Consider the following 12,350-nt stretch of genomic DNA (forward strand, 5'->3'; position numbering starts at 1 on the left):
TCATTGGAAGTGGCCCGCAACGTCTTCGGAGACGAGCATCGCCGCCGGGATGCGGGCAAGCGTCTTGCCGTCGCCGCACTCGCCATGGGTGGCGGCATGCACCATGCCGTCGCCGCGATCGGAATGGGTGGCGGCAAAGCGGACGAGGTCGTCGATATCCTCCTCGGGCGAAATGCCGCCAAAGAGGTGTGTCGCCTTGCCCGTCGCCTGGAAGGCGATGGTGCAGGGTCGCGTGCAGGCCGCCATGCAGACCGTGCCGGCGATCGAGAAATCGCGATCGAGCGGCTCGCCGAGCGCGGCGATGCTGCGGTTGAGACGCTTTATGAGCTCGGCGCCGGGCATGCACGGGCCACCGGTAAAGCGGCAGTCGGTAGAGACCGTTATCTTGTGCTGTCGGGAATTCGTCTCGGCCATGTTCTCTCTCCGTGGGACTGACGGCAAGAGATGGCGAAACGGCAGGACGACGGATGACCGTCGCTTGGAAGCCAGTTCTTTTCCATCGGAACACCCCGTCCGTTGTGGTTGATCGGTTCGATGGCAGGTCTCCTGGCTCGCGGGTCGCGGCGCATCCACGTCTTCCCGGCTTGTCGCCAGTGACATGGTGTGAATGCGCTTTCCGCTCACAGTTGCGGGGGCAGCCACGGTTTCGGTCCCGTCAGGGTCGTCCGTTCCGTGTTCCCTTTTCAGCCGCTTCCGCATTTCCGCGGATGCAGCACCATCAACGTCTTCCTCGCACGAATCGGCGGCTGAAACAACTGCCAGGGGCATGGGCTCCAGATCTATCGACATGCGGCGTTTCGTCATGACGCTTGTTACGAAATAACATTACACATTTCAACAAAAAATTCGCTCAGAGCCAGGAGCGCCGGTTCCCCCTTCGACAGAATGGAATCGACAGCGAACTCGCCCGGATCGGCCGAACGGCGTATCCTTCGATGGTGCCTGCGTGGAAAGGAGATACCACCATGGCTGCCTATTTGATCGCGGATGTCGAAATCACGAATGCCGCGGCGTTTGAACAATATATACAGGAAGTGCCGGCGACGGAGGCGCGCTACGGCGGCCGCTATCTCGCCCGTGGCGGCGCGACCCGGGTGCTCGAAGGCGACTGGGACCCGCACCGACTCGTCATCGTCCAGTTCCCGGATATGCATTCCCTGCTCGAGTGGTATCAACCGCCGGACTATCAGCGCCTGAAGAAGATCCGTGAGCGCTGTGCCAGGACACGGATCATCGCACTCGAAGGTGTCGCCATCTGAAGCGGAGCGCAAGACTGGCCGCAAATACCAGCCTTCACCGTCACGTCGAGCTTCGCGGCGCGCGGATGCCGCCGCCGGACATGTGCTCCGGATCCGTCGCCATGTGTTTTCCGTTATGAGCGAACGTGAAAGAATACAACACAAGAGTTGCATAGCCGGCGAAATTTGCCGCGACGCTACCGCGCCCACGGATCGGAACTGAAGCGCGGCCGCGCTCCCGAAGCGGCCTTCCCACGCTGATCGGCAAACCGCCCGGCCCGATGCTTGCAAGCCGATGCCGGCGCCTGTTCCATGCCCGCCCTGTGCCCAAAATCCGGGAAGTTTAACGTACGTTACGCTTACGTAACCCCATGACCGTTGAGAAAACCAACGGCCGAAGAGACAATTGGCGAAGCTGGGATTGGGCATCGACCAGCCACCGACAAAATCAACTTAGCCGCGTAAATCCCCTGAAATGAAGTGACGGCAATTCAACTTTCTGAAGGGTATAGCAGTGAATCCAATCGATTTCTTCGTCGAGACGCTTCGGACCTATCCTCCCGTCGCCGTCTTCCTCGCCCTCGGCATCGGTTTCCTGATCGGCCCCGTCAAGGTCGCGGGCTTCAATCTCGGAAACGTCACCGCCACGCTTCTCGCAGGCGTTCTCATCGGGCAGCTCGGCATCCAGGTGTCCGGTGACCTGAAGTCCACCTTGTTCCTGATCTTCCTGTTCGCCGTCGGTTACGGTGTCGGCCCGCAATTCGTGCGGGGCCTCAGCACCGACGGGCCGAAGCAGATTGCCTTTGCCCTTTCAGTCCTGGTGCTGTGCCTCATCGTTCCCTATCTCTGCGCGCTGATCGCCGGCCTTCCGCTCGGCTACGGCGCCGGCATGTATGCCGGGTCGCAGACGATCTCGGCCGCGATCGGCGTTGCGACCGACCAGATCAATTCGCTCGGGCTGACGCCGGAGCAGGCCAAGACCTTTGCCGACCAGATCCCGATCGCCTATGCGGTGACCTATATCTGGGGCACGATCGGTTCCGCGATCATCCTCGCCCAGCTCGGGCCCAGGCTTCTCGGCATCGACCTTCCGTCCGCTTGCAGGGAATATGAGGCAAAGCTCGGCGGCGGCTCCGAGAGCAGCGAGCCGGGCATCACCCGCGCCTATCACGATTTCGGGCTCCGGGCCTATCGCATCGATCAGGCGAGCGGCCTCACCGGAACGCCGGTCAAGAACCTGCTTCCCGGCATCCGCGTCTATGTCGAGCGCCTGCGCCGCGGCAACGAGATCATCGAGGCGGACGGTAACACGGTGCTGCAGCCGGGCGACGTCGTCGCCTTCTCCGGCCGCAGAGCCCTGCTCGTCGAGAACCTGGATTCCAGGCTGACGGAAGTCGAGGACAAGGAACTCCTCAATGCCGAGGCGGAAGTGGTCGACGTCTACGTGACCAACAAGGCGCTCGCCGGCAGGACGCTTGCCGACGTCAGCACCGAGGACTGGGCGCGCGGCGTCTATGCCCGCAAGATCGTGCGCTCGCTGGTCGAGATCCCGGTCCTGCCGGGCACGACCGTCGAACGGGGCGACATCGTCACCATCGGCGGCGCCAAGCGCCATGTCGAAGCGGCGATCAAGGCGCTCGGCTTTGCCGACCGTCCGGTCGAAACCACCGACATCGCCTTCCTCGGCTGGGGCCTCTTCATCGGCGCGATGGTCGGTGCGCTGACACTGACGATCGGCGGCATCCCGATCGGGCTTTCGACATCCGGCGGCGCCCTGCTGGCCGGCCTCGTGCTCGGCTGGCTGCGTACGACCTACCCCGCCTTCGGCCGGATCCCCTCGCCGGCGCTGTGGCTCCTGAACACGCTCGGCCTCAACATCTTCATCGCCGTCGTCGGCATCGGCGCCGGCCCCGGCTTCGTCGCTGGCCTGCAGGAAGTCGGCATTTCCCTCTTCATCTGGGGCGTGGTCGCGACCTCCATCCCGCTGATCGCCTCCGTGCTCATCGGCCACTACGTCTTCCGCTTCCACCCGGCGATCCTGTTTGGCGCCTGCGCCGGCGTCCGGACGACGACGGCGGCGCTCGGCATGATCCAGGAAGCGGCCAAGAGCAAGGTGCCGGCACTCGGCTACGGCATGCCCTACGCCATCGGCAACACGCTGCTGACCATCTTCGGCCTCGTCATCGTCATCATGCTCGCCTGAGGCGGGCCGGCAACCGAGACCATCGTTCATAATTCATAGATCACAGGGAGTGTGGATCATGTTGGACAGAAACTTCTACGACAGCATTTCCGATCTCAGCCCGTTCGAAATCAAGGACGAGCTGATCAAGCTCGCCAAGTCGAGCTCGCAGAAATCCGCCAAGGCCTTCCTCAATGCCGGCCGCGGCAACCCCAACTGGACGGCGACGCGCGCCCGCGAAGCCTTCTTCCTGCTCGGTCAGTTCGCGCTGACGGAAGCCAAGCGCGCCTATTACGACCCGAAGGCCGGCGTCGCCGGCATGCCGCCGCAGGACGGCGCGCATCAGCGCTTCCAGAAATGGGTGAAGAAACAGCTTCAAGTAGCGGCCGCTGTTGACGAAGAGGATGAAGGCGTTCCGCCGGCAAAGACCCTGCAAAGCGCGGTCGACTACGCCATCACCACCTTCGGTTTCGACCCGGATGCCTTCGTGCACGAGCTGACCGACTCGATCATCGGCGACAACTATCCGGTTCCGGACCGCGCGCTGCATCACAACGAGATCATCACCCACGAATATCTGATGTGGGCGATGTGCGCCGGCCACCGGCCGGACGTGAAGTTCGACCTCTACCCGGTCGAAGGCGGCACCGCCGCCATGTGCTACATCTTCAAGGCGCTGAAGAACGCCCGCATCCTGAACGCCGGTGACACGATCGCGCTCGGCACGCCGATCTTCACGCCCTATCTCGAAATGCCGCAGCTCGAGGATTACACGCTGAAGACCATCAATGTCAGCGCCGAGCAGGAAGATCGCTTCCAGTTCACCGACGAGGACATCAAGGCGCTGGAAAACCCCGAGGTGAAGGCGCTGTTCCTGGTCAACCCCGGCAACCCGTCGGCCGTCGCCCTCGATCCGGATTCGATCAAGCGCCTCGTCGATCTCGTCAACAACGAGCGCCCCGATCTGATCATCCTTACCGACGACGTCTACGGCACCTTCGTGCCCGGCTTCCAGTCCCTGCTCGGCCATCTGCCGCGCAACACCATCGGCGTCTATTCCTACTCGAAATATTTCGGCTGCACCGGCTGGCGCCTGGGCGTGATCGCCGTTGCTGAGGACAACATCTTCGACGAGAAGATCAAGGCGCATCCCGAGCCGGTCCAGGAGCTTCTCGAAAAACGCTACAAGGCGATGACGCCGAAGCCGCGCGAGGTGAAGTTCATCGACCGCATCGTCGCCGACAGTCGCGACGTGGCGCTGAACCACACCGCCGGCCTTTCGCTTCCCCAGCAGGTGATGATGACGCTCTTCAGCCTGGTCGAGCTGATGGACGTCGAGAAGGCCTATCAGAAGGCCTGCATCGCCATCTGCGTCAAGCGCTTCTGGAACCTGATCGAGGGCATGGGGGTCGAGTCCAATCCGGGCATCTATTTCGACCACTATTACGGCATCATCGATTTCGAGTTCTGGCTGCGCAAATATGTCGGCCAGGATGTCGTCACCTGGGTGAAGGACAACATTCACCCGCTCGACATTCCCTTCCGGCTGGCCGAGGACCACGGCATCGTCCTCCTGAACGGCTCCGGCTTCGATGCGCCGAGCTGGTCGGCGCGCGTTTCCTTCGCCAACCTCAATGACGACGCCTATTCGCAGATCGGCCGCGCCGTGCGCTCGGTCGCCCGCGGTTACGTCCAGACCTACCAGGCGGCCAAGGGCCTGAAGATCAGCTAAGCGATCGAGGCGGCCGACCAGTCCGTGGCCGGCCGCTTCCTCCCGCAGCGCCGCCGCGCCTCATGAGACGCGCAGAGATCGCTGCAGCACTTTGAACGCTGCTTGTTTCGTCCTGCAGAAGGAAACATGCAGTCGGGCGCAAGCAGACGCCCCGTAGTTCAGTCACCCAGATTTCCCGGCGGGATCCTGCCGGCAGGAAGGCAGCGCATCATCAGGCTGAAGACGACCCTTCGGCCTGGAACCGGGAGGAGACGCCGCGTGATCGAGCACCTATTCAGCATCCTGCGGGCGCATCCCGAGCTTGCGCTGTTCCTGGCGCTCGGCATCGGCTACGCGATCGGCAAGATCACCATCTTCGGCGTGACCATCGGCGCCGTCACCGGCTGCCTGCTCGCCGGCGTGCTCATCGGCCAGACGGGCGCCGAGCTTTCCAACGACGTGAAGCAGGCCTTCTTCCTGCTGTTCCTCTTCGCCATCGGCTACCGCACCGGCCCGCAATTCTTCCAGAGCCTCAATGCCGATGCCCTGCCCCAGATCGCCGTCACGGTGACGCTCTGCGTCGCGGCCCTCGCATCCGCGATCCTTCTCTCGATCTTCTTCGCTTTCGATCTCGGCACGGCCGCCGGCGTGCTGGCCGGCGGGGCGACGGAATCGGCGACCGTCGGCGTCGCCATCGATACCTTCCGCAAGACGGCACCAATACCCGAAGCCGCCAGCCAGTTCGAATCGGCCGTGGCCACCGGCTTTGCGGTCGCCTACCTCGTCGGCGTCGTCACCGCCATCCTCGTCCAGTCGCAGCTCGCACCGCGCCTGTTCGGCCGCAGCCTGAAGGAAGCTTGCGCCGAGCTCGAAGCCGAGCTCAACATCGCTCCCCATAACCGCGGCGACACCGCCCGCCGCGAAATCGAAGCCCGCGCCTTCGAGATCGCCGACACATTGGTGGGCCTCACCGTCGCAGAGGCAGAAGCGAAGGTCCCCGAGCATCAGAAGGCCTATATCGAGCAGATCCGCAGGGGCAACGAGATCATCTCCCCCACCCCGAAAGAACGGCTGCAGGCCGGGGACATCATCGCGGTCGCGGGTCTTCGCGGTTTCCTGGTCGACTATGCAAGCCGGATCGGCACCGAGGTCGACGATCGCGAGCTTCTCGACATTCCGGTCGAAATGCTCGACGTGGTGTTGACGAACAGGGATGTCGCCGGCAAGCGCCTGTGGCAACTCAGGCAGCAGCCGGAGGCGCGCTCGGTCTTCCTGCGCGGCATCCTGCGCGCCGGCCAGCCGATCCCGATCTTCCCCGGGCTGACGGTCCGCCGCGGCGACGTGCTGTCGATCGCCGGCGCCAAGCGGCATGTCGAGGATGTGGCCGCCCTGCTCGGCTATGCCGATCGCAAGACGACGGCGACCGACATGGTCTATGTCGGCGTCTTCATCTTCCTCGGCGGCCTCATCGGCATACCTGCGCTGAAACTCGGAGCGCTGGAAATCGGCCTCGGCGTTGCGGTCGGCGTACTGATCGCCGGCCTCGTCGCCGGCTGGCTGCGCTCGGTCCGGCGCACCTTCGGCTTCGTGCCGGAGGCGACCCTCTGGTTCTTCGACAGCGTCGGGCTCTGCGCCTTCATTGCCTGCGTCGGCATCTCGGCCGGCCCGAGCTTTGTCACGGGCCTCGTCCAGTCCGGCCCGGCGCTCGTCATCGCCAGCTTTCTGATCTGCCTGATCTCGCATCTCGCGGCCTTGGCGCTCGGCCGCTGGGTGTTCCACATGAACGAAGGCGTGCTCGCCGGCACCTGCTGCGGCGCCGGAACGTCGGCGCCGGCGCTCGCCGCCGTGCAGGAAAGTGCCGGAAGCCAGGTGCCGACCCTCGGCTACGGCCTCGGCTATGCCATCGGCAACGTGCTCTTGGCGCTCTGGGGAGCGGTCCTCGTCACGGTTCTCGGGTAGGGCGAACGGCCCCGAAGGTATGCGTGGCGGCGGGCTGCCGTTAGGTCAGGAAACTACCGCAGCGGCCACACCATCATCAGCGTCGGCACGCTGACGATGACGATCACGACGGAAAGCGGCAAGCCGAGGCGCGGATAGTCGCTGAACCGGTAGCCGCCCGGGCCCATGACGAGCGTATTGCACTGGTGGCCGATCGGGGTAAGGAAATCGCAGCCGGCGCCGATGGCGGTCGCCATCAGGAAGGCTTCCGGCTTGTAGCCGAGCGCCCCGGCAAAGCTGGCCGCGATCGGCGCCATGACGAGAACCGTGGCGGCATTGTTGAGAAACGGCGTTACGGCCATCGCCGCAAGCAGGATCAGGGTCAGCGCGCCCGCAGGCGGCAGGCCGGCGGCGACGGTGCCGAGCCATTGGGCGATGATCTCCGTCCCCCCTGTCGTTCGCAGGGAATCGCTGACCGGGATCAGCGCCGCCAGCATCACGAGGATCGGCCCGTCGACCGAGCGGTAGAAGTCGCGCAAGGGAATGATGCGCAGCACCACCATGGCAAGAGCAGCCGCAAAGAAGGCGATCGGAACCGGCACGACACCGACCGCGGTCGAGCCCATGGCGGCGGCAAGAACGAGGATCGGCAGCGGCGCCCTGCGCCTGGTGCCGAGCAGGATCTCGCGCTGGGCGAGCGGCAGACAGCCGAAATCCTGCAGGAAGAATGTCAATTCGTGCCGCGCGCCCTGCAGCACCACGACGTCGCCCGCCCTCAGGCGAATGCTGCCGAGCCGCTGCTTCAGCCTTTCGCCCTGGCGGCTGACGGCGAGCAGGTTGATGTTGTGCGTGTTGAAGAGTGCCAGCCGTTGGGCCGACATGCCCTCGAGCGGCGAGCCGCTGCCGACGACCGCCTCGATTGCCTCGATCTCGGACCCGGACTTTTCGCGACCATTGGGCGAACGGTCGCCCGCAATCTTCAGCTTGGCTTGGGAAACGATGCGATCCAGCGCCGCAGGGCCACCCTCGAACAGCAGAATGTCCTCGGCTTCGAGCTTGATGTCGGGCAGCGGCGCCAGATGCAGGCCGCGACGGAAGATGGCGACGACGACGGCACCGCCGTCGCCGAGCTTGACCAGGTTGCTGAGCGGCTTGCCGATCGCCGGCGAGCCGGGAGCGACCACGGCCTCGGACGTATAGTCGGTGATCTCGATCGCCTGGTGCACGGAGACCTGCTGGCTGGTTCGCTGCGGCACCAGCCTATAGGCAAAGAGCAGGAAAATGCAGCCGACCAGCGCCAAGGTCGCGCCAACGGGCGTGAAATCGAACATGGTGAAGCTCTCGCCGGTCAGTTCCTGGCGAACGCGCGAAACGACGATGTTCGGCGAGGTGCCGACCTGGGTCATCAACCCGCCGATCAAGGACCCGAAGGCCATCGGCATCAGGAAGGTGGAGGGCTGGACGTTCGACCGCCGGGCAAACTGGAAGGCGACCGGCAGCATGATCGCGAGCGCCCCGATGTTCTTGATGAAGGCGGAAAGCACGGTGACGGTGATGACCAGCAGCGCGAGCTGCGCCCGCACGGATGTAATATTGGGCAGGAACCGCTGGATCGTCGCATCCACCACGCCCGAGCGCGCAACCCCGGCACTGACGATCAGCGCGCTGCCGACGATGATGACGATATCGTCGCTGAAACCGTCGAAGGCATGATCGAATGGCACGATGCCGACCGCCACCGCCAGCATCAGCGCCGAACAGGCGATCACGTCATATCGAAACCGGCCCCAGATGAAGAAGGCCATCATGGCGCCGATGACGATAAACGCGAGAGACTGTTCGGCGGTCATGCAATACCCGGTCTACACAGGAAGGGACGGACGGAAAAATGAGCAAGGCCCGAAGCCGAAACGCACGATCCGCCGAAACGTTCACGAGAGAAGTAACGCATCTTTCCCCGGACCGGAATTCGGCTCAGCGACAAATCTGGGTACGAAGGCGAAATTCTCCCGTTGCGGCTGCGACGCACCCACACCACCCCGGAGGCTTGGAGCGGCCACGGCGCTGTCTCGTCCGTCGCCCCGCCCAAGGTGGGTGCTGCCGAAACACATGGGCCGACATGATTGCCCGCTCTTGGAATTGCATCAGGAAATTGTACAATAGATCAAAGCGTTGCAGCGCGTTCCGCAATTCGTCCTGAAGGCAAGGAACCCGCCTGCGCCTTCCGCAACAAGCGCCCCCGCAATTCGAGGATCGCCGCCATGAAACACGCCCTTGCCGCCTTCTCCGTCGTTCTGCTTCTCAGCGGCTGCACCGCGGGCGGCTCCAGCTACTACGGCTATTCGGCGAATCTCGAGCCGATCCCCGGTAGCATCACCTATGGCGGCCAGCCGCGCACCAAGCTGAAGAAGGCGCCGGTCGGCAGCATCGTGCCGCACCAGTTCATCGATTCCTATGGCCGGAAGGTCTATGAAACCTACATCATCGAACCCGACCGGTCCCTGCGCCTCACCAGTCGGCGCTGGCAGCCGGACTTTCTCTTCGACGACTAAACCATGTCGCGCAAAAGTGTGCAGCGGTTTTGCGATAACGACATGGAAAATATCAAAGACTTAAAGCGAAGGAGCGAATCTGAAAGATCGCGACGCGCTTTAACAAGATCAGCGGTTACGGCAGGGAGCGACAGTCTCCCCCGCCGAATTGGGCCAGCACCCAGGTTCGCAGCAGACGGGTGGCCGGGCGGTCGGCCATCCGTGGGCTATAGACGAGGTCGTAGCGGTCGCTCTCGAGCGTCAGTTCGAACGGCTGGACGAGGATGCCCGAGGCAAGCTCTTCCGCCACGAGCGTGAGACTGAGAAGGGCAATGCCCTGCCCCGCCACCGCAGCCTGAACGGCATGGATTTCATCGGTAAAGGAAAGCCCCGCGCTCGCATCGACATTTGCGATGCCGGCCTGCTCCAGCCAGTGCCGCCACACCGGCGCACGGGCATCGTGGCGGCGCAACGTTCCCCAGTCGTAATGGATGAGCGTCATCTGTCCGAGATCGGCAGCACGCGCCGGTGCCAGCCGTGGCGTACAGACCGGGGCGAAACGATCGGCAAACAACGGCTCGATGACGAGGCCCGGATAGTCGCCGCCGCCCAAGCGGATCGCCGCATCGGCATCCGCCTCCAGATCGACCGTACGGTGGGAGGCGTCAAGCCTCAGCGTCCAGTCCGGATAGGCTTCGCGGAAGGAGCCGGCAAGCGGCGCCAACCGCTTGGCGACGAAGGCGACGGTGGAGGTGAGACGCGCCACCTTGCCCGCCTGTTGACGGCGAATGTCGGCAATTGCCTGTTCGAACCGATCGAGACCGTCGCGCAGCACCGGAAACAGCGTCTTGCCGGCAGCCGTCAGCTTCACCTGTCGCGTCTCGCGCTCGAAGAGCTTGACCTCCAGCAATTCCTCCAACTGCCGGATCTGGTGGCTGACGGCAGTTGCCGAAACATTCAGTTCCTCGGCGGCCAGCTTGAAGCTCAACCGGCGGGCGGCCGCTTCGAAGACCCGCAAGGCGCCAAGCGGCGGCAGCTTTCTCATCGCATCCCCCATGGATGAATTCAACTCATCTATCGGCTGAGAAATCGTCCTTTGTCAGCCTGACTTCGCCCCAGCATATTGCCTGCAACAGCCAAGGCAACAGCGCCAAGCTGAGAAAATCTCAAGCATGAAAGGACAAGTCATGTCTCTCGAACAGGTCGTCACCAAGCCGGATCCCTACGCGCCCTTCCTGCTCTCCCAGGCGATCAAGGCCAACGGCTTCGTCTTCGTTTCAGGCCAGGCGGCGATCGGTGACGACGGCGCGCTCGTCGGCGAAGGCGACTTCGACCGCCAGGCCGATCAGGCCTTCCGCAACCTCGACCGCGCACTGAAGGCGGCAGGCTCCGGGCTCGACAGGATCGTCAAGGTCACGATCTTCCTGCGCTCCATGGAGAATTTCGGAAAGATCATCGAACTCCGCCGCAAGTGGTTTTCCGCGCCCTACCCCGCCGACAGCATCATTGAGGTCTCCTCGCTCTATTCGCCGCAGGCGCTGATCGAGATCGAAGCGATCGCGCTCGACGGGGACCGTTGACATGAACGCGCCACAGATCCTCCCGTCTCCCGTTTTCACCGGGACCACCCTCAAGGGGCTCGACTTCACCAACCGCCTGTCGGTCGCGCCGATGACCCGCATCAGCGCTTCGGCCGCAGGCGTCCCGGGCGAACGCATGCTCAGCTATTACCAACGCTTCGCCCGCGGCGGCTTCAGCCTGATCACGACCGAAGGCATCTACACCGACAAGGCTTATTCCCAGACCTACAGGGACCAGCCCGGCCTCACCGACAGGCAACAGGCGGCGGCCTGGCGCCGGATCGTCGACGCGGTCCATGCGGAAGGAGGGCGAATCTTCGCACAGCTCATGCATGGCGGCGCCCTGGCACAGGGCAATCCCCATCGCCCTGATACGGTGGCGCCCTCGGCGATCCGCCCGAAGGGCACCCAGTTGACCGGCTACCACGGCGACGGCCCCTATGCCTTGCCGCGCGAGATCAGCGAGGCCGAGATTGCCGAAGCGATCCAGGGCTTTGCCAATGCCGCTCGCCTGGCGATCGAGGTCGCCGGCTTCGACGGCATCGAGATCCACGGCGCCAACGGCTATCTGCTCGACCAGTTCTTCACCGACTTCTCAAACCGGCGCACCGATCGCTGGGGCGGCGACATCGTCGAGCGCTTCGGGCTGTCACTCGAGGTCCTGAAGGCGGTGCGCGCGGCGATCGGCCCTTCCGTGCCGCTCGGCCTGCGCATCTCGCAGGGCAAGGTCAACGACTTCCGGCACAAGTGGGCGGAGCGGGAACAGGGCGCTGCGAGGGTCTTCGGGGCTTTGGCCGAGAGCCCGGCCGATTTCGTGCACGTGACCGAGTTCGAAGCCTGGCAGCCGGCCTTCGAGGGCGGAGAGGCTTCACTCGTCGCGCTTGCCCGTCGCCATGCGCCGCGGCTCTTCCTCATCGCAAATGGCAGCCTGCACGATCTCGCACGCGCCGAAGCCGTGATGGAAGCCGGGGCCGACATGATCGCGCTCGGCCGCGGCGCGCTCGTCAATCCCGACTGGCCGCGGCTCACCGCCGAGCGCCATGAGTTGCGCCCTTTCGAACTGCCGTTCCTTGCGCCGATCAGCGACATCAAGGACAGCGAGCTCGCTCTCTGACAACGGAGCCACGGGCGCGTCTCGTGGAGGCGCGCCCGTCGCTGATGTCGCTGCCC

At 64.2% G+C, this 12,350-nt stretch carries 10 protein-coding genes and 1 riboswitch; of the genes, 7 read left to right on the top strand and 3 right to left on the bottom strand.

What is annotated here, in order from left to right; genetic code table 11:
- Positions 1–414, bottom strand: coding sequence for a DUF1636 family protein (locus AC0C6X_RS22810; RefSeq protein ID WP_173516889.1), 414 nt, complete (start codon positions 412–414; stop codon positions 1–3).
- 105 nt (positions 415–519) lie between these two features.
- Positions 520–735: riboswitch (cobalamin riboswitch) on the bottom strand.
- Between the two features lie 230 nt (positions 736–965).
- Here AC0C6X_RS22810 and AC0C6X_RS22815 point away from each other — a divergent pair.
- From AC0C6X_RS22815 to AC0C6X_RS22830, 4 genes are all read left to right on the top strand, one after another.
- On the top strand, positions 966–1,259 hold the full coding sequence (locus AC0C6X_RS22815; RefSeq protein ID WP_472955295.1) for a DUF1330 domain-containing protein: 294 nt from the start codon (positions 966–968) through the stop codon (positions 1,257–1,259).
- 493 nt (positions 1,260–1,752) lie between these two features.
- Positions 1,753–3,441 (top strand): aspartate-alanine antiporter, encoded by a 1,689-nt coding sequence (aspT, locus tag AC0C6X_RS22820; RefSeq protein WP_472955297.1) that lies wholly within the window; start codon positions 1,753–1,755, stop codon positions 3,439–3,441.
- A 58-nt stretch (positions 3,442–3,499) separates the two neighbouring features.
- Positions 3,500–5,152 (top strand): bifunctional aspartate transaminase/aspartate 4-decarboxylase, encoded by a 1,653-nt coding sequence (locus AC0C6X_RS22825; protein WP_472955299.1) that lies wholly within the window; start codon positions 3,500–3,502, stop codon positions 5,150–5,152.
- A 258-nt stretch (positions 5,153–5,410) separates the two neighbouring features.
- Positions 5,411–7,090: an aspartate:alanine exchanger family transporter gene (locus tag AC0C6X_RS22830; protein ID WP_472955300.1), complete on the top strand. Its 1,680-nt coding sequence runs from the start codon at positions 5,411–5,413 to the stop codon at positions 7,088–7,090.
- A gap of 53 nt (positions 7,091–7,143) precedes the next feature.
- Here AC0C6X_RS22830 and AC0C6X_RS22835 read toward each other — a convergent pair whose 3' ends face one another.
- Positions 7,144–8,919 carry an SLC13 family permease gene (locus AC0C6X_RS22835; RefSeq protein ID WP_173516893.1) on the bottom strand — a complete coding sequence of 592 codons (1,776 nt, stop codon included), beginning with the start codon at positions 8,917–8,919 and terminating at the stop codon, positions 7,144–7,146.
- 411 nt (positions 8,920–9,330) lie between these two features.
- Here AC0C6X_RS22835 and AC0C6X_RS22840 point away from each other — a divergent pair, with 411 nt between their 5' ends.
- Positions 9,331–9,621 (top strand): putative periplasmic lipoprotein, encoded by a 291-nt coding sequence (locus AC0C6X_RS22840; protein ID WP_173516894.1) that lies wholly within the window; start codon positions 9,331–9,333, stop codon positions 9,619–9,621.
- Between the two features lie 115 nt (positions 9,622–9,736).
- On the opposite strand, the gene AC0C6X_RS22845 is transcribed toward AC0C6X_RS22840, so the two are convergent.
- Complete coding sequence (locus AC0C6X_RS22845; protein ID WP_173516895.1) at positions 9,737–10,645, bottom strand: LysR substrate-binding domain-containing protein; 909 nt, start codon at positions 10,643–10,645, stop codon at positions 9,737–9,739.
- 142 nt (positions 10,646–10,787) lie between these two features.
- Here AC0C6X_RS22845 and AC0C6X_RS22850 point away from each other — a divergent pair, with 142 nt between their 5' ends.
- Positions 10,788–11,180, top strand: a complete 393-nt coding sequence (locus AC0C6X_RS22850) for a RidA family protein (protein ID WP_173516896.1) — start codon at positions 10,788–10,790, stop codon at positions 11,178–11,180.
- 1 nt (position 11,181) lies between these two features.
- Complete coding sequence (locus AC0C6X_RS22855) at positions 11,182–12,294, top strand: NADH:flavin oxidoreductase (RefSeq protein WP_472955304.1); 1,113 nt, start codon at positions 11,182–11,184, stop codon at positions 12,292–12,294.
- The last annotated feature ends 56 nt before the right edge of the window (positions 12,295–12,350 follow it).

Source organism: Ensifer sp. VA4 (genome assembly GCF_055710065.1).